Source organism: Paracoccus alkenifer (genome assembly GCF_900108405.1).
In the GTDB taxonomy this organism is placed as follows: domain Bacteria; phylum Pseudomonadota; class Alphaproteobacteria; order Rhodobacterales; family Rhodobacteraceae; genus Paracoccus; species Paracoccus alkenifer.
The window spans coordinates 329,986-350,908 of the sequence record NZ_FNXG01000002.1 but is presented as its reverse complement, the minus strand read 5'-3'; the positions used below and the strand labels follow the sequence as shown (position 1 = coordinate 350,908).

Here is a 20,923-nt window from a genome sequence, read left to right as displayed (position 1 = left end):
CCGCCCATGGCCTATGATCCCGACAACATCTTTGCCCGTATCCTGCGGGGCGAGATCCCCAACGACACGGTTGCCGAAAACGAACACGCGCTGGCATTTCGCGACATCCGCCCGCAGGCGCCGGTGCATGTGCTGGTGATCCCGCGCGGTGCCTATGTCAGCTACGACGATTTCGCCGCCAATGCCTCGGACGCGGAAATCGCCGGGTTTCACCGGCTGGTGGCACAGGTCGCGCGGTCCGAGGGGCTGATGCTGGCCGAGGGCAGCGCGGGTTTTCGCGCCATCACCAACGCCGGCGAACACGGCGTGCAAGAGGTGCCGCATTTCCACCTGCACCTGCTGGGCGGCCGCCCGCTGGGCCGGATGCTGGCGCAAGCCTGACCCGGCCCGGCCGGGCGGTCAGCCGCGGGTCAGTTCAAGAAACACATCCTGCAAGTCGGGCTGCTCGGTCGAGACATCGACCATCGGCACCCCGGCCCCGCGCAGCGCATCGACGATCTGCGCGGCCTCGGTGCGGCCGGTGTTCCAGCTCAGCGCCAGCTGCCCGTCGGGGCGACGCTCGGCGGTGACGCCCTCGGGCAGCGGCGGCAGTTCACCCTGCCAGTCGCCGGGATCGACCAGCAGCGTCTTGGACCCCATCCGCGCCAGCAGCTGGCCCGTGGGTTCCTGCACGATCCTGGCGCCGTGGTTGATGATGGCGATCTCGTCGCACATCTCTTCGGCCTCTTCCAGGTAATGTGTGGTCAGGATCACCGTCATCCCCTGCGCGTTCAGGCGGCGCACATTGGTCCACAGCATCTCGCGCAGGCCGATGTCGACGCCGGCAGTGGGTTCGTCCAGCACCAGGATGGGGGGACGGTGGACCAGCGCCTTGGCCAGCAGCAGCCGCCGCTTCATCCCGCCCGACAGCTGGCGGGTATAGCTTTCGGCCTGCGCGGTCAGCCCGACGAGTTCAAGGATCTCGTCCGTCCAGCGATCGGCCTTGGGCACCGCATAAAGCCCGGCCTGCACCTCGAGACTGGCGCGCGGGGTCAGAAAAGGGTCGATGTTCAGTTCCTGCGGCATCACCCCGATGGCGGCGCGGGATTGGCGCGGGTTCACGTCCTGATCGAAGCCCCAGATCTCGACCTTGCCGGCGGTCTTGTTGACCAGCCCGGCCAGAATGTTGATCAGCGTCGATTTCCCCGCCCCGTTTGGCCCCAGCAAGCCAAAGACCGAGCCGCGGGGGATCACCAGATCGACGCCCTTCAGCGCCTCTTTCGGCGGGCTGGCGCCGTCGGCGGCATAGACCTTGCGCAGCCCGGTCAGGCGGATCGCCGCTTCGGGCAGGCCGGGGCGTGGCGGGTGAACCCTTGCGGGGGGCGGTTGCAGGCTTGCGGACATCGGACGACCTTTCGCGGCCCAAAGCCGCGACTGCGGCGCATCTTGCGGCAGTGGGCCGGGGCTGGATAGAATGCCCCTGTTAAACCGGTCCCGCCCCGCCATTACAAGAGAGCCAAGATGCAGCACGCGATCTCTGAAACCCCGATGTCCACCAATCAGGACCCCGAGGCGACGCTTTTGCCCGCCCCCGAGACCGAGATCGTGACCAGCTGGAAAGTCGCCTGTTCCGGCAACGAGGCGCTGGGGCTGGGCCATCCCCGCGTCTGGCTGCGCATCGCCCCGGAAACCGGGTTTGTCGATTGCGGCTATTGCGACAAGCGCTTCGTGATCGACGCCGAACAGGCGCACGAGGATCACTGATCCACCATCGAGTGGCGGCCGCTTCTTTCTTGTTCAAATATCCCGGGGTCCGGGGCAGCGCCCCGGCCCGGCAGGGCAGCACCAGCGGATCGCACTGTTTTCCCGCGGCGCGGTTGCAACCGGGGCGCTGCCCCGGACCCCGGGATATTTAGGCACCAAAGACAGGCTGCCGGGCCGAGTGGCGGTGCCCGGTCAATGCGCCTCGGCCCAGTTGCGGCCCGAACCCGCATCGACGACCAGCGGCACGCTGAGATGGACCACCGGGTCGGCGGCGCCGGCCATCACCTCGCGCGCGGCGGCGATCAGCGGCTCGACCGCAGCCTCGTCCGCCTCGAACACCAGCTCGTCGTGGACCTGCAACAACATCCGCGCGGGAATCCCCTCGATCGCTTCGGGCATGCGGATCATGGCGCGGCGGATGATATCGGCGGCGGTGCCCTGGATCGGCGCGTTGATCGCCGCGCGGCGCGCACCCGCCGCTGCCGGGCCGGAGGATGAAATCCCCGGCGTGTGGATGCGCCGCCCGAACAGCGTGCGCACGAAGCCCTGCGCCTTGGCTTCAGTGGTGGTCCGGTCCATATAGGCGCGGATTTCCGGGAAGCGCTGGAAATAGGTGTCGATGAAGGCCTGCGCCTCGGCCCGCGGGATGCGCAGGTTTCGCGCGAGGCCAAAGGCCGAGATCCCGTAGATCACGCCGAAATTGATCGCCTTGGCCTGCCGGCGGATCATCGGGTCCATGCCCTCGACCGGCACCCCAAACATCTCGCTGGCGGTCATCGCATGGATGTCGATGCCGTCGGCGAATGCCTGTTTCAGCGCCGGTATGTCGGCGATATGGGCAAGGATGCGCAGTTCGATCTGGCTGTAGTCGAGGCTGACCAGCAGCCTGCCTTCGGGGGCCAGGAACGCCTCGCGGATGCGGCGGCCCTCGTCGGTGCGCACGGGGATGTTTTGCAGATTCGGGTCGGTCGAGGCCAGCCGCCCGGTCGCGGCGCCCGCAATCGAATAGCAGGTATGCACCCGCCCGGTGTCCGGGTTCACGAAGGTCGGCAGCGCGTCGGTATAGGTCGATTTCAGCTTGGCGAGCGCCCGCCAGTCGAGGATGCGAGCAGGCAGCTCGTGCCCCTCGGCCGCCAGATCCTCAAGCACGTCGGCGCTGGTGGACAGCGCCCCCGACTTGCCGGCCTTGGTGCCGGGCAACCCCATCTGGCCGAACAGGATTTCTCCAAGCTGCTTGGGCGAGCCGAGGTTGAATTTACCCCCCGCAAGCCCATGCGCCTCTTCCTCCAGCGCGGCCATTTTCTGGGCAAAGGCACCGGACATCCGCGACAGGTGCTGGCTGTCGATCTGGACGCCGGCCATTTCCATCCCGGCCAGCACCTCGATCATCGGGCGCTCCAGCGTTTCATAGACGGTGGTGACCTGCGCCGCGGGCAGCTGCGGGCGGAAATGCTGCCACAGCCGCCAGGTGATCTCGGCATCCTCGCCGCCGTAGCGGGTGGCGGCGTCGATGGGCACCTGCGCAAAGGTGATCTGGTTCTTGCCCGACCCCAGCAGCGCCTTGATCGGCTGACAACGGTGCCCGACATAGGTTTCCGCCAGCTCGTCCAGCCCGTGGTTGTGCAGGCCCGCGTTCAGGACGTAGCTCATCAGCATGGTGTCATCGACCGGCGCCATGCGGATGCCCAGCCGGGCAAGGATCTTCCAGTCATACTTGGCATTGTGCAGGATCTTGAGCACCGCCGGATCCTCAAGCACCGGCTTGAGCATCGCCAGCGCCTGATCCATCGGAATCTGCCCCGCCGCCTGCGCGCCGCCGCCAAACAGATCGGCGGTGCCCTCGACATGGCCCAGCGGCAGATAGGCGGCGTTGCCCACCTCGGTGCAAAAGGAAATTCCGACCAGATCGGCCTGCATCTCGTCCAGCCCGGTGGTTTCAGTATCGACGGCGACCATGCCGCGTTCGCGGATCGCATCCAGCCAGCGTTGCAGCGCGGCGGTGTCGCGGATCGTTTCATAGGCGTCGCAATCGACCGGCGCGAACTGCGGGGCGGCGGGGGCCGCGGCCTCGGGTGGGGGGGCGAGCGGCTCGGGCGCAGTGGTCCCGGAACGCTCGGCCACGCGCTTGGTCAGGGTGCGGAACTCCATGCGGTTGAGGAACTCCATCAGCACCTCGGGGTCCGGATCCTTGACCTCAAGCGTGGCCATGGCAAAGTCGATCGGCGTCTCGCGATCCAGCTGCACCAGCCGTTTCGAGATACGGATCTGTTCGGCATTGTCGATCAAGGTCTGGCGCCGCTTGGGCTGCTTGATTTCGTCCGCGCGGGCGAGCAGCGATTCGAGATCACCGTATTCGTTGATCAGCAGGGCGGCGGTCTTGACGCCGATGCCCGGCGCACCCGGCACGTTGTCGGTGGGATCGCCGGCCAGCGCCTGCACATCGGCCACAAGCTCAGGGTAGACGCCGAATTTCTCGAACACCTCGTCGCGGCCGATGGGCTTGCCCTTGATCGGGTCCAGCATCTCGACCCCGTCGCCCACCAGCTGCATCAGATCCTTGTCGGAACTGATGATGGTGACGCGCCCGCCCAGCTCGCGCGCCTGACAGGCCAGGGTGGCGATGATGTCGTCGGCCTCGAAATCGCGGATCTCGATCGAGGGCAGGTTGAAGGCAACGGTCGCCTCGCGCGTCAGCGGAAATTGCGGGCGCAGTTCCTCGGGCGGTTCGGGGCGGTTGGCCTTGTAGTCGGGGAAGATGTCGTTGCGGAAGGTTTTCGAGGAATGGTCAAAGATCACCGCTACATGTGTCGGCGCGTCAGAGCCCCGCGCGTCGTTGATGTATTTCCAGATCATGTTGCAGAAACCGGCCACCGCCCCGATGGGCAGCCCGTCGGATTTCCGCGTCAGCGGCGGCAGCGCGTGAAACGCGCGAAAGATGAAGGCCGAGCCGTCGATCAGATGCAGGTGGCTGCCCTTGCCAAAGCCTTCGTCGTTCATCGCCCATTCCCCCTGTTCGCCGTTGAGCCATCTTCTGCCACGCCGCGCACAGCGGCGCAAACGGCCCCGCCGCGCCCCATCTGCCAACGCCGCACCCGCTGCCCCGCCGCATGGGTATTTGAGCCAGAAAGAAGCCCTTAACCGCAGCACCATAGACTTCTTTCTGGTCCAAATACCCATGCAACCGCAAGGAAACCGCCGCGCTGCCGGGAACCTCACGCTTTCGGCTAGCAGCGGTATGCCACCGCATACCGATTGATCCCGCAGAGTTTTCGGCCTATGAGGCCCGCGTTATCAGCCCATCGCTGCCAGAGGATCAGCCCATGACCGACACCCGCACCGAAACCGACAGCTTCGGCCCGCTGGAAGTTCCGTCCGACCGCTATTGGGGCGCGCAGACGCAGCGGTCCCTGGGCAATTTCAGGATCGGCTGGGAAAAGCAGCCCACCGCCATCGTCCGCGCCCTGGGCGTGGTCAAGCAGGCGGCGGCGCAGGTGAACATGGCGACCGGCAAGCTGGACCCCGCCGTCGGGGGCGCCATGGTGCAGGCCGCGGCCGAGGTGATCGCGGGCAAGCTCGACGATCATTTCCCGCTGGTGGTCTGGCAGACCGGTTCCGGCACCCAGTCGAACATGAACGCGAACGAGGTGATCAGTAACCGCGCCATCCAGATCATGGGCGGCGAGATGGGCTCGAAAAAGCCGGTCCATCCGAACGATCACGTCAACATGGGGCAGTCATCCAACGACACTTTCCCGACCGCGATGCATGTCGCCATCGGCATGGTCGCGCGCGACGTGCTGCTGCCGGGGCTGGAACATCTGGCCGCGGCGCTCGAGGCCAAGCAGGCCGAGTTCAAGGACATCATCAAGATCGGCCGCACCCACACCCAGGACGCCACGCCCCTGACCCTGGGGCAGGAGTTTTCCGGCTACGCCCATCAGGTCCGCATGGGAATCGAGCGGGTCAAGCTGTGCCTGCCGCAGATCTATGAACTCGCGCAGGGCGGCACCGCCGTCGGCACCGGGCTGAACACGAAAAAGGGCTGGGACACCGCCATCGCGGCCGAGATCGCCAGGATCACCGACCTGCCCTTTGTCACCGCCCCCAACAAGTTCGAGGCGCTGGCCGCACATGACGCGATGGTGTTTTTCCACGGCGCGCTGAAGACCGTCGCCGGTTCGCTGTTCAAGATCGCCAACGACCTGCGCTTTCTGGGTTCGGGGCCGCGCTCGGGTCTGGGCGAGCTGATCCTGCCGGAAAACGAACCCGGCAGCTCGATCATGCCGGGCAAGGTGAACCCGACCCAGGCCGAGGCGCTGACCATGGTCTGCGCCCATGTCATGGGCAACGACGCGGCGGTCGGCTTTGCCGGCAGCCAGGGGCATTTCGAGCTGAACGTGTTCAACCCGATGATGTCCTATAACGTCCTGCAATCCATGCAGCTGCTGGGCGATGCGGCGGTCAGCTTTACCGACAACATGGTGGTCGGCACGCAGGCCAACACCGCGCGCATCGAAAAGCTGATGAAGGAAAGCCTGATGCTGGTCACGGCGCTGGCCCCTACCATCGGCTATGACAACGCCACGCTGGTGGCCAAGACCGCCCACAAGAACGGCACCACCCTGCGGCAAGAGGCCGTGGGCCTCGGCCTCGTCACCGAGGACGAATTCGACCGCATCGTGCGCCCCGAACAGATGGTCGGCCCCGAGGACTGATCGCATCCCGCGCGGGGCCTTGCCGGTGCCGCGCGGCTTTCCTGGCGCCCGCAGGCGCGCTATCCTGCCGCCATGGCGCAGATCACCAACCTCAATCGTTTCCGCAAAGACCGCGCCCGCGCCGACAAGCGCCGGCAGGGCGACGAGAACGCCGCGAAATTCGGCCGCAGCAAGGCCGAGCGCGCACAGGCCGAATCCGAGGCCGCGCGGGCGGCCCGTGCCCTCGACCAGCACCGGCGTGAAAGCGGGGGCGGGGATGACGCTTGACCTGCCGCCGCTGTCGCCGCCGCGCAAGCGCTCGGTCACCATCGACGGGCACGCGACCAGCGTCAGCCTGGAAGATGCGTTCTGGCGCGCCGCCGCCGATGCCGCCGCCGCCCGCGGCATGACCCGCGCGCAGTTGATCGCCGCCATCGACCACGCCCGCCCCCCCGAGGTCGGGCTGGCCACCGCCCTGCGGCTGTTCCTGTTTGCCCAAACGGATTCATCATCAATCACCCCTGTCGGAGACGATCCGTGACCCACTCTTATGCGAACTTGCCCGGCGCTCTTTCCTCCTGCGCCGATGCCGCCGATGACAGTGGCGCGCTGCGTCGCAGCCTGACCGCGGCGGCGGCTGCGTTGGATACCCGTGATCCCGCCCGGCAGCTTGATGACGACGAGCTTGCCGCCTTTCACCGCTTGCACGCGGCGCTCAAGGATCTGTCCTATGGCGACCGCGGCAAGTTCGGCTCGGCCGAACGGTTCGAATTCGGCTGGGGTGCCCAGACCATCGTGTTCGCCGCCGACGTGCTGCCCCATATCCACGACGTGCTGCTGAAACATTACCGCCGGCAGGACCAGTTGGAGTTTCTGGATGTCGGTTGTGGCGGCGGGGCGGCGGCGCATCTGATGGCGCAGCTGCATTCTTCGGATGTCGTGTTCTCGCGCATGAACATCCACGCCATCGACCATGTGGCGATGCGAGAGCCCTGGATCCGGTTGAATTATCCCCGCGTCAATTTCGCCTGCCGCGATCTTTACGAAATCGAGGACCGTTACGACATCGTGTTCTGTTCGCATGTCATCGAGCATGTGCCGCAGGTCGAACGGTTCGTCGGCCTGCTGGCCGAGGTCTGCCGCGGCTTTTGTTTCATCTACGCGCCGTTCGAGGAACGCGACCGCATCGACGGCCATGTCAATACCATCACCCGCGATCTCTTTGCGCCGTTCGGCGACCGGGTGCAGACCCATGTGTTCCGCAGCATGGGCTGGCAGCCGGCAAAGCCCGAGACCTCTTGCATCCTCGTGGTGATCGACTGCCGGCCCGAGGGGCAACGCCACAAGCCGCTGCGCCACGGGCTGCGCGAACCGGCCAAGCTTGCACCCGCCCCCCGCGCTGACTAGAACCACGCCATAGCGAAATGAGAGGATCTCATGGCAGGCCATTCCAAATGGGCCAACATCCAGCATCGCAAGGGCAAGCAGGACAAGCTGCGGTCCAAGCTGTTTTCAAAGCTGGCCAAGGAAATCACCGTCGCCGCCAAGATGGGCGACCCCGACCCGGAAAAGAACCCGCGGCTGCGGATGGCGGTGAAAGAGGCGCGTTCGAGTTCGGTCCCCAAGGACGTGATCGACCGCGCGATCAAGAAATCGCTGGGCGGCGACGCCGAGAACTACGAGGAAATCCGCTATGAGGGCTACGGCCCCGGCGGCATCGCCATCATCGTCGAGGCGATGACCGACAACCGCAACCGCACGGCGTCCAACGTGCGCAGCTATTTCACCAAGCACGGCGGCGATCTGGGGCAGACCGGCTCGGTCAGCTTCATGTTCGACCGGGTGGGAGAGATCATGTATCCGGCCAGCGCGGGCGATGCGGACACGGTGATGATGGCCGCGCTGGAAGCGGGCGCGGCGGACGTGGAAAGCGACGACGAGGGCCACTGGATCTATACCGGCGACAGCGATCTGGCCGAGGTCTCGGCGGCGCTTGAGGCATCCCTGGGCGAATCGGAAACCGCCAAGCTGATCTGGAAACCGCAGGCCCCGGCCGAGGTCGCCGATCTCGACCACGCGCAAAAGCTGATGAAGCTGATCGACACGCTGGAAGAGGACGACGACGTGCAGAACGTCACCGCCAATTTCGACCTGACCGAGGACGTCGCGGCGCAGCTGGGCTGACAGGGCGCGGACAGGATTCCGGCGGCGCCCGCGGGGGCGCCGCTTTTTCATGCGGGGACGGCAAGGATGATTCAGGCAGGCAGCTATCTGGCGGGGCTGGGGATCGGGCTGTCGCTGATCATGGCGATCGGGGCGCAGAACGCCTTTGTCCTGAAACAGGGGCTGCTGCGCAGTCACGTCTTTGCGGTCTGCCTGTTCTGTGCCGCCTCGGACGCGGCGCTGATCGCGGCGGGGGTGGCGGGCGCCGGCGCCATCGCCAGCCACGCGCCGTGGTTTCTGCAGGCGATGCGCTGGGGCGGCGCGGCGTTCCTGCTGTGGTACGGGCTGCGCTCGGCCCGCGCGGCATGGCGCGGGGGCGAGACGTTGCAGGCCAGCGGCGGCAAGGCGCCCGCGCTGGGCCCGACGCTGGCGGCGCTGGCGGCGCTGACCTGGCTCAACCCGCATGTCTGGCTGGATACGGTGGTGCTGATCGGCTCGATTTCCTCGGCGCAATCCGACCGGCTGGGCTTTGCCCTGGGCGCGATGAGCGGATCGTTCCTGTTCTTCTTTTCGCTGGGCTTTGGTGCGCGGCTGCTGGCGCCGCTGTTTGCACGTCCGGTGGCGTGGCGGCTGCTCGATGCCGGCGTGGCGCTGGTGATGTGGACCATCGCGTTGTCCCTGATCCGGGGCTGATCGCGCCGCGCGCAGACCGGCAAATGATGCGCCGGCGGCACGGGAGCAATGGGTATTTGAGCCAGAAAGAAGCCCCTCGCACAGAGATGCCCCCGTCGGGGCAACTGCGGCAGCCTGCTTCTTTCTGGCTCAAATACCCAGGCAACGCCGACGCCGGCGCGGCAGGCGCAGCTTACGCGCGGCCGTTTCCGGGATGCGCCAGCCGCTTGAGCACCCCCGCCCGCGTCACCCGCCCGCCACCCTCGACGGGCAGCGCTTCGGCTGCGGTCAGTGCCGCCATCACCTCGCGCGCGGGCAGTGTTGCGGCCAAGGGCGCACCGGGGGCCTCGCCCGGCTCGGCCAGGTCGGCGGCGGTCAGCACCGCCATCGGGTTCATGTGGGCCACGAACTCGGCCACATAGGCATTGGCCGGGTTGCGCAGGATCTCCAGCGCGGTGCCGGTCTGGACGATCCGCCCCTCATCCATCAGGGCGATGCGGTCGCCCAGCTTGAACGCCTCGTCCAGGTCGTGGCTGACAAAGATGATGGTGCGCGGGCGGCGGGCCTGCATCGCCAGCAGGTCGTCCTGCAGCCTTGTGCGGATCAGCGGGTCGAGGGCCGAGAACGGCTCGTCCATCAAGAGGATCGGGGCGCGGGTGGCAAAGGCGCGGGCCAGCCCCACGCGCTGCTGCATCCCGCCCGACAGGTCGCCGACCCGCCGCTCGGCCCAGTCCGACAGCCCGACGGTTTCCAGTTCCTCGTCGACGCGGGCGCGGCGCTGCTTGCGCGACTGCCCGGCGAGCTCCAGCCCCAGCCCGACATTCTCGCGCACCGTGCGCCACGGCAGCAGGCCGAATTGCTGAAACACCATCGACACATGGCTGAGCCGGATCCGGCGCAGCGTCTGGGCGTCGGCGCTGGTGACGCTGGTCATCGTCTCGTCCATGCGGATGCGGACATCGCCGCGCACCGCCGGGCTCAGCGCATTCACCGCCCGCAGCAGCGTCGATTTCCCCGACCCCGACAGGCCCATCAGCACCACGATTTCGCCCACCCCGACGCTGAGCGAGCAGTCATGCACCCCCAGCACCTGCCCCGTCGCCTCGCGGATGGCGCTGCGCTGCAACCCCTCGTCCGCCAGCGGCAGCGCGCGTTCCGGGCGGTCGCCAAAGACGATGGACACGCGGTCGAAGACCACGGCCTGCGGGCGCGGCGGCGGCGACAGCGGCGGCGGCGAGGGCGCGGGGGTGGTCCGGGCAAAGGGGGACGAGGCGGTCATTTCTCTTTCCTCGGGGCGGCCAGCAGCCGGTCGAGGATGATCGCCACCACCACGATCACGATGCCCGATTCGAACCCCAGCGCCGTATTCACGCTGTTGAGCGCGCGCACCACCGGCACCCCCAGCCCCGCCGCGCCGACCAGCGCCGCGATCACCACCATCGACAGCGACAGCATGATCGTCTGGTTCAGCCCGGCCATGATCTGCGGCCAGGCGCTTGGCAGCTCGACCTTCCACAGCAGTTGCCGGGGCGTGGCGCCAAAGGCGCGCGCGGCCTCGACCAGCGGCAGCGGCGTCGAGGCGATGCCCAGCCGCGTCAGCCGCACCGGCGCCGGCAGCACAAAGATCACCGTGGCGATCAGCCCCGGCACCGTGCCGATGCCGAAAAACACGATGGCCGGGATCAGATAGACAAAGCTGGGCAGCGTCTGCATCAGGTCCAGCAGCGGGCGCACCAGCCGGTAAAGCCGCGGGCGATGCGCCAGCGCGATACCCGTGGGCACCCCCAGCGCCATGCAGACGATCCCCGCCGCCAGCACCAGCGACAGCGATTCCATCGTCGGCTTCCAGTAGCCCTGGTTGAGGATGAACAGGAACCCCGCCGCCACCCCGCCGGCGACCACCGCCCCGCGGCGCATCGCCAGCGCCAGCGCCGCCGCCGCCGCGGTGAACAGCAGCGGATGCGGGAACACCAGCATTGCGTGGATCGCATCCACCAGCACCCCAAGCCCGCCGGCAATCGCGGCGAACACCGGCTCGGCGTGCAGCTTGAGCCAGTCGAAGATCTGCCGCGCGGTCCTGCCGACCGGCAGCTTGCTTTCGGTCAGGATCGCGGTCAGCCGTTCCATCACCCGTCCAGCGCCGCGCCCAGCGCCGCCTGCGCATCGCCGCCGTCAAAGGTGGTGACGCCGTCAAGCCACGGCCCAGCCACCTCGGGATTTGCCCTGAGCCAGTCGCGCGCCGCATCCGAAGCGTCGCGGCCATCGTCGAGGATCGCGCCCATGATCTCGTTTTCCATCGCCAGGGTGAATTCGAGATTTTGCAGAAAACGCCCGACATTGGGACATTCCGCGACATAGCCGGCGCGGGTGGTGGTGCGCACCTCGGCGCCGCCCAGATCGGGGCCGAAGATGTCATCGCCGCCGGGCAGATAGGTCATCTCGAACTGGCTGTTCATCGGGTGGGGTTCCCACCCCAGAAACACCACCGGCTTGCCGGCGGCATCGGCGCGGGCGACCTGCGCCAGCATCCCCTGTTCGCTGGATTCGACCAGTTCAAAGGTGCCCAGCCCGAAACGGTCGTCGCCGATCATGTCCAGCAGCAGCCGGTTGCCGTCATTGCCCGGCTCGATCCCGTAGATGCGGCCCTCCAGCGCGTCGCGCTGCGCGGCGATGGACGCGAAATCGGTGATCCCGGCCTCGGTCCCGGCGCGGTTGGTGGCCAGCGTGTATTTGGCGCCGGTCAGGTTGGTGCGCACGGTGTCGATGGTCCCCGCCTGGGTATAGGGTTGCAGGTCGGCCAGCATCGAGGGGTGCCAGTAGCCCAGAAACACGTCCAGATCGTCGGTCGACAGCGCCGCAAAGGTAAAGGGCAGCGACAGCAGCGCGACATCGGTTTCATAGCCCAGCGCCTTGAGCACCGTGGTGGTCAGGCCGGTGGTGGCCGAGATGTCGGTCCAGCCGGGTTCGGAAATGCGGACGCTGCGACAGCTGTCGGGCTCGGCCGCAACGGCGGCGGTCAGGGGCAGCGTCGCGGCGGCAAATGCCAGCAGGCTGGTGCGGAAGGTCATCTCAGTCTCCTTCTTCGTCGTTCTGTGTCAGCGCCGGGGCGATCGTTGATTGACGGGTCAATCAATCCGCGCTATATCTTCGACACTTGGTGATTCTGCCGAGGGTTCCCTTATGCCTAAAAACCGCGCCGAGGCCAGCCGAAAGGCGGCTTTGGTCGATGCCGCAATCGCCGCCGTCGGGCGGACCGGCACGCAAGAGGTCACCGTGGCCCGTATCGCCCGCGATGCGGGGATGTCGCCGGCGCTGGCCCATCATTATTTCGGGTCCAAGTCGCAGATGCTGGTCGCGGCGATGCGACATATTCTGGCGCTTTATGGTGAAAGCGTCCGTCGCGCACTGGCCGATGCCCCGCCCGACCGCCGGGCCGAGGCGATCATCGCCGCCAGTCTCGACAGCGCGCATTTCGACCGCGACACCACCGCAGCCTGGCTGAATTTCTATCCGCTGACCCTGACCGAGCCGGATGCGGCGCGGCTGCTGGCGATCTATCACCGCCGGCTGCGCAGCAACCTGCTGGATGCGCTGCGCCCGCGGGCCGGCGCGCAGGCCGCGCGGCTGGCCGAGACGCTGGGCGCGCTGATCGACGGGGTATATCTGCGCGCGGTGATCGACGCCCGCGGCCCTGCGCCGCAACAGGCGCACGCGATGGTGCAGCAATGGCTGGCCGACGCCCTGCGCTGACGGCCCTGCGCTGACGGGGGATCCGCGCGCGCCGCGCGGTCAGCCGGCGGTCACTTGCGCCACTTGTCCAGACTGACGACCTCGGCGCCGCCGCCCGCGGGGGGTTCGGCTGCCTCGCCCGGACCCTCGGGGCCGTGGCTCGGGGCGGCGCCGCCCTCGGACTCGGCGTCCTCGGCATCCTCGTCGCTGTCCTGGGTTTCAAACCGCAGCCCGAACTCGACCGAAGGGTCCACAAAGGTGCGCAGCGAATCAAAGGGCACATACAGCGGCTCGGGCGAGTTGCCGAAGTTCAGCGTGATGGTGAAGCCCTCATGCGTGACCTTGAGATTGTCGAACCAGTGCTGGATGACGATGGTCATTTCCTCGGGGTAGCGCTCGCGCAGCCAGTCGGCCATCTCGACCCCCTCGTCGCGGGTGTCGAAGGTGATGAAGAAATGATGCTCGCCCGGCAGCCCCTGTTCGGCCACCACCTGCAACACGTCGGCGATCAGCCCCTGCATGGCACGGTGCATCATCCCGCCATAATCGATTCCGCCCGCCATCAGCCTCTCCTTCGCAACGGGGTCAGCATAGGGATGTGACGCCGGATGAAAAGGGCGCGCGGCATCCCCCGAGACAAATGCTGTGCGCACAGGGGCGGCGGGCCGAGGCATCCGGCACATGTGGTGAAAGGGGGGAAAATGGCGCGGTTGACGGGGCTCGAACCCGCGACCCCCGGCGTGACAGGCCGGTACTCTAACCAACTGAGCTACAACCGCGCATTTCCGGGGCGATCCTGTGGTGGTGGATGGCGCGGTTGACGGGGCTCGAACCCGCGACCCCCGGCGTGACAGGCCGGTACTCTAACCAACTGAGCTACAACCGCCCACACCACACCCAGATCGCCTCTGGGTGACGGGGATTTACGCATCGCGGCGCAGGAGGTCAAGCGGCAAAGCGCCCGACCGCGCCGGAATGGCGAAAATCCCTGCACCGCGAGGGTAAAAGAGCGCCCCGATCAGTCGGCCGGCTGATATTCCGGCAGGTTCTGCACCTCGGCGGCCGGGGTGCCCACATAGGCGCGCAGATCGCTGCCGTCGGGCTGGCGCTGGATGGACACCTGGTCCAGCGGATAGGCGAGGTCGCGTTCGCCGATGCCCAGAAACCCGCCGACCCCGATGATGATCTGCCGGACCCGGCCGGATTCGTCGGTCACCACCGCGTTCACGTCGCCGATATGTTCGTCGGCCGCCGCATAGACCGGGATGCCGGTTAGCTCATCGGCCGACAGCTCGTCGACCGGAACGGCGGCATAACCCTCGCGCGTGGCGATGTCGGGGGCCGAGACGGGAGCCAGCGCCGGCGGATCCTGCGCCACATTCACCGCGGCCTCGTCCTGCCGGACCTCGACCTGCGCCTGATCGGCCTGTTCCACCTCGACCTCGGCCGCGGGGGCGTCTTGCAGGTTCACCTGCGCCTGATCGGCCTGCTCGACGTCGATCACCGGATCATTCTGGCGAATCTCAACCTGTGCCTCGGTGGCGCGGGTGACATCGACCTGCGGTTCGGCGTCAGTCACCTGAACGCGCGGCTCGGCGTCCTCGACGGTGATTTTCGGCTGGGGCTGGACGAATGAAACGACCGGCTCGGGCATGTCGACGGTCACGGTCGGGCGCGCCTCGTCCACGGTCACCTCGGGGTCGGGCAGCGCCACGGTCACGATGGGCTGGGGGATGTTCACGGTCACCGTCGGCTCGGCCTGCGTCACGGTGATGGTGGGGGCGCATTGCTCGACGGTGACTTCGGGCGGGGCCTGGGTGACGGTCACGGTCGGCTCGGGCTGTTCGACGGTCACCTGCGGCGCGGGCTGGTTCACGTGGACGGTGGGGGTGGGCGCGTCCACGGTCACGGTCGGCTCGGCCTGTTCGACGACGACCTGGGCTTCGGGCTGCGCAGTGTCCGCCGCGGCGGGCTGGTCGGCGGCGGCATCGGGGGCCTCGGTCTGGGCCATGGCGCCAGCGGCAATCAACGACAGCACCGCGGCTGTCCCCAGAAGTTGCTTGTTCAGCATGAGGGAAATCCTTGTTCCGTGAAGTGGCTTGGACATCGCCGGATCAACCCGACCGGCAGACAAGGGTTCCGGCGCGCAGGCAAAAGGGCGCCCCAAGGGGCGCCCCATGCCGCAGTCAGCCGGCTTGCATCACTGCATGACGGTGGTCTTGTCAAAGTCGGGCAGCGCTTCCAGTTCCTCGCGGGTAAAATTGGTCGCAAAGAAGGCATCGTCCCCGATCCGCACGAAATGCAGCGCATCCTTGCCCAGCAGCACCTGCTTGGCGCCGATGCCAAGGAAGCCGCCGATATCCGCGACATAGCCCAGCACGTTGCCGTCGGTATCGACCACAATGTCGCCGACCTTGGCAATGTCGGTCCATTCGGCCGGACGCTCGGTCAGCATCGGGTCGCTCCATGCGCTGGACGAGGGCTGGTTGGTGGTCCAGATCCGGCGATCGAGCAGCCACGACCCCAGCATCCCCGGATTATCCGCGGTCAGGGCCGGGGCGCTGACATCGGGGGCGACGACAGGGGCTGTATCGGGCGTCGGCTGGACGGCGGGATCGGCCGGCGCGCCCATCGGGGCGGGAACGACCGGCGTGGTTGCGTCGGGCATGGTGGTCGTTGTGGTGGTAGTGTCGACCACCGTGCCGTCCGCGCCCTCGGTCACGGCCTCGTCGGTGACGCTTTCGGCGCGGTCGGCGGCGTCCTCGGCCACATCGGCCGCGTCGGTGGTCACCGCTTCGTCCAGCGCGCTTTCGGCGCGGTCAGCGGCATCCTCGATCCGGTCGCCGGCCGCGGCGGCGGCGTCGCCCACATCCGTGGCGGCATCCTGGATAATCGTGGTCGTGGTGGTGTCGGTGGTGGTCGCAGTGCCGTCCGTGGCGTCGGTCTGCGCCATCGCGAATCCGGTCAGGGCCAGCGAGGACGTCGCAGCAAGAAGCAGGGCTTTCATCATGAGCCTCCTTGTTCGTGGCGTTAGGGGAACGCGGTTCCCCGATCATGGCGCCCCAACGCCGGCCCGCCGCAACTGTTCCGCCCGACGCCCGCTTTCGGCCCCGCCCCGGCGTCATCCCGCCGGTGCGCTGATCCTGCCGCCGCAGACGGCGCGGGGCGCGCCCGTGGTGCCCGGCCCCGAGGTCGGCAGCCCGCGCAGCACCCGCGCGGCCAGCCATGCAAAGCCCTGCGCCTCGATCATGTCGCCGTCCAGCCCGGCGGTCTCGACCGGAAGCACGGGCAGGTTGCAGCGCGACGCCAGCGCCGCCATGATCGCGCCATTGTGACGGCCACCGCCGCAGACCAGCAGCATTTCCGGGCGCGAGGGCAGCAGCCCCAGCCCGCTGGCCACCGCAGCCGCCGCGACATGGGCCAGCGTCGCGGCCGCATCGGCGTCGCCCAGCCGCGCAACGGCCGCCGCCAGCCCGGCGAATGCATCGCGGTCCAGCGATTTCGGGGCGGGGCGGGTGAAATACTCATGCCGCAGGAAATCCCCGACCACGGTTTCATCCGGCGCGCCCAAGGCTGCCAGCCCGCCCCCTTCGTCCCGCGCCACGCCTCGCCGCGCCCGCATCAGGTCGTTCAGCGGCGCATTGGCCGGGCCGGTGTCAAAGGCGATGCAGGCGCGCAGCGGATCGGGTTCGCGCGGGTCGCACCAGCTCAGGTTGCCCACCCCGCCGAGGTTCAGAAACACCACCGGCGCGGGTTCAAGCCGCCCCTGCCCCACCGCCCAGCAGGCCAGCGCGTGGTGAAAGAACGGCACCAAGGGCGCGCCCTCGCCCCCCTGACGCACATCCTCGTGCCGGAAATCCCAGACCACGCGGCGGCCGGTCGCCCGCGCCAACCGCCAGCCCTGCCCGGCCTGATGGGTGCGGCCGTGCGCGGGGTCATGGGCCAGCGTCTGGCCGTGATAGCCGATCAGCGCGGCCTCGGGGAAATCGCCGGCCAGTGCGGCATGGGCTGCCACCGACAGCGCCGCGGCCTCAGAGACGCCCCCCTCGCCCGGCCAGCGGCCAAGCGCCCCGTGCAGCACCGCAGATTCCGCAGCCGAATACGGGCGATAGCCGCTGCGACCGAAACCGTGGATCGCCTCGCCGTCCGTCTCGATCACCGCCGCATCCACCCCGTCAAGCGAGGTTCCCGACATCATCCCCAGCACCAGCATCCGCACCCCCCGCCAGTTCGCTTTTCCTTGCCCGGCGCTGGCTGTATAGGCGGGCGCAGTGAAAGGAAAAAGCCGATGACCTACCGCCCGAAATCCGAGTTCCTGACCGTCATGGTCGAACGCGGCTATCTGGCCGACTGCACCGACATGCAGGCGCTGGATGATGCCCTGACCCAGGGGCCGGTGACGGCCTATATCGGCTATGACGCGACCGCGGCCAGCCTGCATGTCGGCCACCTGCTGAACATCATGATGCTGCGCTGGTTCCAGAAAACCGGCAACCGCCCGATCACCCTGATGGGCGGCGGCACCACCAAGGTCGGAGACCCGTCTTTCCGCAGCGAGGAACGGCCGCTGCTGACCCCCGATGCGATCCAGTCGAATATCGACGGGATGCAGCAGGTCTTTGCCCGCTACCTGCAATACGGCGACAGCGGCGCGATGATGCTGAACAACGCCGAGTGGCTGGATAGCCTCAACTACCTCGATTTCCTGCGCGACATCGGGCGGCATTTCTCGGTCAACCGGATGCTGTCGTTTGAATCGGTGAGATCGCGGCTGGACCGGGAACAAAGCCTGTCGTTCCTCGAATTCAACTACATGATCCTGCAAGCCTATGATTTTCTGGAACTATATCGGCGTTACGACTGCCGGTTGCAGATGGGCGGCAGCGACCAGTGGGGCAATATCGTCAATGGGATCGACCTGACACGCCGGGTGCTGGACCGCGAAATCTGGGGGCTGACCTCGCCGCTGCTGACCACCTCGGACGGGCGCAAGATGGGCAAGTCGGCGGGCGGCGCGGTGTGGCTGAACGGGGCGATGCTGTCGCCTTATGAATTCTGGCAGTTCTGGCGCAACACCACCGACGCCGATGTGGGCCGGTTCCTCAAGCTTTATACCGAGCTGCCGGTGGCGGAATGCGATCGGCTGGGCGCGTTGCAGGGCGCGGCGATCAACGACGGCAAGATCGTGCTGGCGAACGAGGTGACCACCCTGCTGCACGGCGCCGACGCCGCCGCCAGCGCCGAGGCAACCGCCCGCGAGGTGTTCGAACAGGGCGGCGCCGGCGGCGATCTGGAGCTGGTCGCCATGCCCGCCGCGGCCTTTGACGGCGGGCTGTCGGTGGTGCAGATGCTGGCGCAGACCGGCCTGACCGCCAGCGGGAAAGAGGCCAAGCGCCTGATCGCCGAGGGCGGGCTGCGGCTGAACAACGACCCCGTGACCGACCCGCAGCGGCTGCTGACCGCGGCCGAGGTGGGCGACGGCATGAAGATCAGCCTGGGCAAGAAAAAGCACCGGATGCTGCGCATCGCCGGCTAGACCGCCGGCCGCAGGCGCCCTTGTCCGGCGCCTGCGGCAACCGGGCCATGCCCGTCCCGCACGGCGGCTCTTGACGCGCCCGCTCGCCTTGGCGCTTGATCCTCGGGACCACAGCCGAGGAGCCTCCGATGACCGACCTGCCGCTGAGCTTCACCCCCGAGGTCCGCGAGGCGCTGGACGCGGGCCGCCCCGTCGTCGCGCTGGAATCGACGATCATCACTCACGGGATGCCCCACCCCCGCAATCTGGAAATGGCGCGCGAGGTCGAACGCACGGTGCGCGACGCCGGCGCCACCCCCGCCACCATCGCGGTGATCGGCGGGCAGATCCGCATCGGGCTGGACGATGCGACGCTGGAACATCTCGCCGGGGCCGAAGACGTGATGAAGATCAGCCGCGCCGATCTGGCCGTCTGCCTGACCAGCGGCCGCACCGGCGCCACCACCGTCGCCGCGACGATGATCTGCGCGGCGCTGGCCGGCATCAGGGTGTTTGCGACCGGCGGCATCGGCGGCGTCCACCGCAATGTCGGGGAAACCATGGACATCTCGGCCGATCTTTACGAACTGGCGGCGACGCCGGTGACGGTGGTGTCCTCGGGGGCCAAGGCGATCCTCGACCTGCCGCGGACCTTCGAGTTTCTGGAAACCCTCGGCGTGCCGGTGATCGCGGTCGGGCAGGATGCGATCCCCGCCTATTGGTCGCGCGATTCCGGCCTGCCCGCACCCCTGCGGCTGGACGACCCCGCCCAGATCGCCGCCGCTGCAAGAATGCGCCGCACCCTGGGCCTGCCCGGCGGGCAGCTGGTGGTGAACCCGATCCCGGCCGAGGCCGAAATCCCCCGCGCCGAGATCTTTCCCGCCGTCGAGCGCGCCCTGGACGAGGCAGCCCGCAAGCGCATCGCCGCCAAGGCGGTCACGCCCTTTCTGCTGGATCGCGTCTACGACCTGACGCAGGGCCGCTCGGTCGAGGCGAATATCGCGCTGGTGCTGGCCAACGCCCGGCTGGCCGCTGAAATCGCCGCGCAGGACGCCTGAGCCGCTTTCATCTTGCTAAAAATATCCCCGGGGCTTCCAAGCGCCCGGAAAACGGTCCGGTGGGCCGTTTTCACCGAAACAGGCCACGGCACAGTGGCCGGGGGTGGAAAACCCCGCAGGCGCCGGCGATCAGTCGTCCGAGTTCGCCTCGGACCGGGTCTTGCCCGACACATCCATCGCCAGCGTCGCGGCCATCAGCCCGTCAAGATCGCCGTCCAGCACCCCTTGCGTGTCCGAGGTCTCGAACCCGGTGCGCAGGTCTTTCACCATCTGATAGGGTTGCAGGACGTAAGACCGGATCTGGTTGCCCCAGCCGGCATCGCCCTTGGAATCATGGGCGGCGTTGATCGCGGCGTTGCGGCGGTCCAGTTCCAGCTGATACAGCCGCGAGCGCAGCGCGTTCATCGCGATCTCGCGGTTCTGGTGCTGCGATTTCATGCTGCTGGTGACGACGATATTCGTCGGCAGGTGGGTGATGCGCACCGCCGAATCGGTGGTGTTGACGTGCTGTCCGCCCGCGCCCGAGGACCGATAGGTGTCGATCCTGATCTCGTTGTCGGGGATGATGATCTCGATATTGTCGTCGACCACCGGATAGACCCAGACCGAGCAGAACGAGGTATGCCGCCGCGCCGAGCTGTCAAAGGGGCTGATCCGCACCAGCCGGTGCACGCCCGATTCTGATTTCAGCCAGCCATAGGCGTTCGGCCCCGAAATCTTGTAGGTGACCGAGCGGATGCCGGCCTCGTCGCCCGCGGTCTCGGATTGCAGCTCGACCTTATAGCCCTTTTTCTCGGCCCAGCGGGTATACATGCGCGCAAGGATCGCGGCCCAGTCGCAGCTTTCGGTGCCGCCGGCGCCGGCGTGGATTTCGATGAAGCTGTCGTTGCTGTCGGCCTCGCCGTCCAGCAGGGCCTCAAGTTCCTTTTGCGCGGCGGTCTCGGCCAGGGATTTCAGCGTGGCCTCGGCGTCGGCGACGATCTCGGCGTCGTCCTCGGCCTCGCCCAGTTCGATCAGCTCGACGCTGTCGCGCAGATCCTGGTCCAGACGGCGATAGGTTTCCACCTTGTCCGACAGGATCTGGCGGTCGCGCATCAGCTTTTGCGCGCGGGCCGGATCGGACCACAGGTCGCCGTCCTCGATCATCGCGTTCATTTCTTCCAGCCGATGCGGCGCGGTGGTCCAGTCCATGCGCTGCGCAAGCAGGCCCAGCGACTTGCGGATGGACTCGACGGTGGCTTGGGTTTCGGCACGCATGGGCGGTCCCTGACAGGCGAACGGCAATTCAGATGAAAGCGGCTGATACCGCGACCGCGCCGCCGGCACAAGCGCAACGACCACGCCGCTGC

The 20,923-nt window shown here is 67.6% G+C and carries 21 protein-coding genes and 2 tRNA genes; 11 read left to right on the top strand and 12 right to left on the bottom strand.

Annotated elements, in window-relative coordinates; genetic code table 11:
- The first annotated feature begins 6 nt into the window (after positions 1 to 6).
- Complete coding sequence (locus BLW83_RS05865; protein WP_090846568.1) at positions 7 to 381, top strand: HIT domain-containing protein; 375 nt, start codon at positions 7 to 9, stop codon at positions 379 to 381.
- 18 nt (positions 382 to 399) lie between these two features.
- On the opposite strand, the gene BLW83_RS05860 is transcribed toward BLW83_RS05865, so the two are convergent.
- Complete coding sequence (locus BLW83_RS05860) at positions 400 to 1,329, bottom strand: ABC transporter ATP-binding protein (protein WP_425433942.1); 930 nt, start codon at positions 1,327 to 1,329, stop codon at positions 400 to 402.
- A gap of 198 nt (positions 1,330 to 1,527) precedes the next feature.
- On the opposite strand from BLW83_RS05860, the gene BLW83_RS05855 reads away from it, so the two are divergent.
- Positions 1,528 to 1,743, top strand: coding sequence for a zinc-finger domain-containing protein (locus BLW83_RS05855; RefSeq protein WP_090847503.1), 216 nt, complete (start codon positions 1,528 to 1,530; stop codon positions 1,741 to 1,743).
- Between the two features lie 192 nt (positions 1,744 to 1,935).
- Here the strand turns inward: BLW83_RS05855 and polA are convergent, their stop codons facing one another.
- Positions 1,936 to 4,740 (bottom strand): DNA polymerase I, encoded by a 2,805-nt coding sequence (polA, locus tag BLW83_RS05850; RefSeq protein WP_090846564.1) that lies wholly within the window; start codon positions 4,738 to 4,740, stop codon positions 1,936 to 1,938.
- Positions 4,741 to 5,063: 323 nt separating this feature from the next.
- Between polA and fumC the strand changes: the two genes are divergently transcribed.
- From fumC to BLW83_RS05820, 6 genes are all read left to right on the top strand, one after another.
- Entirely contained in the window at positions 5,064 to 6,458 is a 1,395-nt protein-coding gene (fumC, locus tag BLW83_RS05845) for a class II fumarate hydratase (RefSeq protein WP_090846563.1), read from the top strand.
- Positions 6,459 to 6,530: 72 nt separating this feature from the next.
- Positions 6,531 to 6,725, top strand: a complete 195-nt coding sequence (locus BLW83_RS05840) for a DUF4169 family protein (protein ID WP_090846561.1) — start codon at positions 6,531 to 6,533, stop codon at positions 6,723 to 6,725.
- Entirely contained in the window at positions 6,715 to 6,978 is a 264-nt protein-coding gene (locus BLW83_RS05835) for a ribbon-helix-helix domain-containing protein (protein ID WP_090846559.1), read from the top strand. The genes BLW83_RS05840 and BLW83_RS05835 overlap by 11 nt, the downstream gene beginning before the upstream one ends.
- 17 nt (positions 6,979 to 6,995) lie before the next feature.
- Positions 6,996 to 7,844 carry a methyltransferase gene (locus BLW83_RS05830; RefSeq protein WP_218139083.1) on the top strand — a complete coding sequence of 283 codons (849 nt, stop codon included), beginning with the start codon at positions 6,996 to 6,998 and terminating at the stop codon, positions 7,842 to 7,844.
- Positions 7,845 to 7,874: 30 nt separating this feature from the next.
- Entirely contained in the window at positions 7,875 to 8,621 is a 747-nt protein-coding gene (locus BLW83_RS05825) for a YebC/PmpR family DNA-binding transcriptional regulator (RefSeq protein WP_090846554.1), read from the top strand.
- Between the two features lie 66 nt (positions 8,622 to 8,687).
- Positions 8,688 to 9,293 (top strand): LysE/ArgO family amino acid transporter, encoded by a 606-nt coding sequence (locus BLW83_RS05820; protein WP_090846552.1) that lies wholly within the window; start codon positions 8,688 to 8,690, stop codon positions 9,291 to 9,293.
- A gap of 172 nt (positions 9,294 to 9,465) precedes the next feature.
- Here the strand turns inward: BLW83_RS05820 and BLW83_RS05815 are convergent, their stop codons facing one another.
- The 3 genes from BLW83_RS05815 to choX are packed head-to-tail and all read right to left on the bottom strand — an operon-like array spanning position 9,466 to position 12,340.
- Positions 9,466 to 10,551 (bottom strand): quaternary amine ABC transporter ATP-binding protein, encoded by a 1,086-nt coding sequence (locus BLW83_RS05815; protein ID WP_090846550.1) that lies wholly within the window; start codon positions 10,549 to 10,551, stop codon positions 9,466 to 9,468.
- On the bottom strand, positions 10,548 to 11,399 hold the full coding sequence (gene choW, locus BLW83_RS05810) for a choline ABC transporter permease subunit (RefSeq protein ID WP_090846549.1): 852 nt from the start codon (positions 11,397 to 11,399) through the stop codon (positions 10,548 to 10,550). The genes BLW83_RS05815 and choW overlap by 4 nt, the downstream gene beginning before the upstream one ends.
- Complete coding sequence (choX, locus tag BLW83_RS05805) at positions 11,399 to 12,340, bottom strand: choline ABC transporter substrate-binding protein (protein ID WP_090846548.1); 942 nt, start codon at positions 12,338 to 12,340, stop codon at positions 11,399 to 11,401. Before choX ends, choW begins: the two co-directional genes overlap by 1 nt.
- 112 nt (positions 12,341 to 12,452) lie before the next feature.
- Between choX and betI the strand changes: the two genes are divergently transcribed.
- Positions 12,453 to 13,022, top strand: a complete 570-nt coding sequence (gene betI / locus BLW83_RS05800) for a transcriptional regulator BetI (protein ID WP_090846546.1) — start codon at positions 12,453 to 12,455, stop codon at positions 13,020 to 13,022.
- Between the two features lie 50 nt (positions 13,023 to 13,072).
- Here the strand turns inward: betI and BLW83_RS05795 are convergent, their stop codons facing one another.
- The 6 genes from BLW83_RS05795 to BLW83_RS05770 form a co-directional block, all read right to left on the bottom strand.
- On the bottom strand, positions 13,073 to 13,564 hold the full coding sequence (locus BLW83_RS05795; RefSeq protein ID WP_177172501.1) for an SspB family protein: 492 nt from the start codon (positions 13,562 to 13,564) through the stop codon (positions 13,073 to 13,075).
- 139 nt (positions 13,565 to 13,703) lie between these two features.
- Positions 13,704 to 13,780, bottom strand: a tRNA-Asp gene (locus BLW83_RS05790).
- Between the two features lie 30 nt (positions 13,781 to 13,810).
- Positions 13,811 to 13,887, bottom strand: a tRNA-Asp gene (locus BLW83_RS05785).
- Between the two features lie 132 nt (positions 13,888 to 14,019).
- A complete protein-coding gene (locus BLW83_RS05780; RefSeq protein ID WP_143042752.1) occupies positions 14,020 to 15,072 on the bottom strand; it encodes a PRC-barrel domain-containing protein in 1,053 nt (350 codons plus the stop codon).
- A gap of 129 nt (positions 15,073 to 15,201) precedes the next feature.
- The gene (locus tag BLW83_RS05775) at positions 15,202 to 16,008 is read right to left on the bottom strand and encodes a PRC-barrel domain-containing protein (RefSeq protein ID WP_090847501.1); all 807 of its coding nucleotides are present in this window, start codon (positions 16,006 to 16,008) and stop codon (positions 15,202 to 15,204) included.
- A gap of 114 nt (positions 16,009 to 16,122) precedes the next feature.
- Positions 16,123 to 17,214, bottom strand: coding sequence for an anhydro-N-acetylmuramic acid kinase (locus tag BLW83_RS05770; RefSeq protein ID WP_090846540.1), 1,092 nt, complete (start codon positions 17,212 to 17,214; stop codon positions 16,123 to 16,125).
- Positions 17,215 to 17,289: 75 nt separating this feature from the next.
- Here BLW83_RS05770 and tyrS point away from each other — a divergent pair, with 75 nt between their 5' ends.
- Positions 17,290 to 18,537 carry a tyrosine--tRNA ligase gene (tyrS, locus tag BLW83_RS05765; protein WP_090846538.1) on the top strand — a complete coding sequence of 416 codons (1,248 nt, stop codon included), beginning with the start codon at positions 17,290 to 17,292 and terminating at the stop codon, positions 18,535 to 18,537.
- Between the two features lie 128 nt (positions 18,538 to 18,665).
- A complete protein-coding gene (locus tag BLW83_RS05760) occupies positions 18,666 to 19,574 on the top strand; it encodes a pseudouridine-5'-phosphate glycosidase (protein ID WP_090846536.1) in 909 nt (302 codons plus the stop codon).
- A 129-nt stretch (positions 19,575 to 19,703) separates the two neighbouring features.
- Here the strand turns inward: BLW83_RS05760 and prfB are convergent, their stop codons facing one another.
- A complete protein-coding gene (prfB, locus tag BLW83_RS05755) occupies positions 19,704 to 20,831 on the bottom strand; it encodes a peptide chain release factor 2 (protein WP_090846534.1) in 1,128 nt (375 codons plus the stop codon).
- Positions 20,832 to 20,923: the final 92 nt, after the last annotated feature.

Coding starts and splice junctions, on each gene's coding strand:
- BLW83_RS05835 (WP_090846559.1), top strand. CDS start 6,715: ATGACGCTTGACCTGCCGCCGCTGTCGCCGCCGCGCAAGCGCTCGGTC.
- choX (WP_090846548.1), bottom strand. CDS start 12,340: ATGACCTTCCGCACCAGCCTGCTGGCATTTGCCGCCGCGACGCTGCCC.
- BLW83_RS05855 (WP_090847503.1), top strand. CDS start 1,528: ATGTCCACCAATCAGGACCCCGAGGCGACGCTTTTGCCCGCCCCCGAG.
- BLW83_RS05775 (WP_090847501.1), bottom strand. CDS start 16,008: ATGAAAGCCCTGCTTCTTGCTGCGACGTCCTCGCTGGCCCTGACCGGA.
- BLW83_RS05825 (WP_090846554.1), top strand. CDS start 7,875: ATGGCAGGCCATTCCAAATGGGCCAACATCCAGCATCGCAAGGGCAAG.
- BLW83_RS05820 (WP_090846552.1), top strand. CDS start 8,688: ATGATTCAGGCAGGCAGCTATCTGGCGGGGCTGGGGATCGGGCTGTCG.
- BLW83_RS05795 (WP_177172501.1), bottom strand. CDS start 13,564: ATGGCGGGCGGAATCGATTATGGCGGGATGATGCACCGTGCCATGCAG.
- betI (WP_090846546.1), top strand. CDS start 12,453: ATGCCTAAAAACCGCGCCGAGGCCAGCCGAAAGGCGGCTTTGGTCGAT.
- tyrS (WP_090846538.1), top strand. CDS start 17,290: ATGACCTACCGCCCGAAATCCGAGTTCCTGACCGTCATGGTCGAACGC.
- BLW83_RS05770 (WP_090846540.1), bottom strand. CDS start 17,214: ATGCTGGTGCTGGGGATGATGTCGGGAACCTCGCTTGACGGGGTGGAT.
- BLW83_RS05865 (WP_090846568.1), top strand. CDS start 7: ATGGCCTATGATCCCGACAACATCTTTGCCCGTATCCTGCGGGGCGAG.
- BLW83_RS05840 (WP_090846561.1), top strand. CDS start 6,531: ATGGCGCAGATCACCAACCTCAATCGTTTCCGCAAAGACCGCGCCCGC.
- prfB (WP_090846534.1), bottom strand. CDS start 20,831: ATGCGTGCCGAAACCCAAGCCACCGTCGAGTCCATCCGCAAGTCGCTG.
- BLW83_RS05780 (WP_143042752.1), bottom strand. CDS start 15,072: ATGCTGAACAAGCAACTTCTGGGGACAGCCGCGGTGCTGTCGTTGATT.
- BLW83_RS05815 (WP_090846550.1), bottom strand. CDS start 10,551: ATGACCGCCTCGTCCCCCTTTGCCCGGACCACCCCCGCGCCCTCGCCG.
- polA (WP_090846564.1), bottom strand. CDS start 4,740: ATGAACGACGAAGGCTTTGGCAAGGGCAGCCACCTGCATCTGATCGAC.
- choW (WP_090846549.1), bottom strand. CDS start 11,399: ATGGAACGGCTGACCGCGATCCTGACCGAAAGCAAGCTGCCGGTCGGC.
- fumC (WP_090846563.1), top strand. CDS start 5,064: ATGACCGACACCCGCACCGAAACCGACAGCTTCGGCCCGCTGGAAGTT.
- BLW83_RS05760 (WP_090846536.1), top strand. CDS start 18,666: ATGACCGACCTGCCGCTGAGCTTCACCCCCGAGGTCCGCGAGGCGCTG.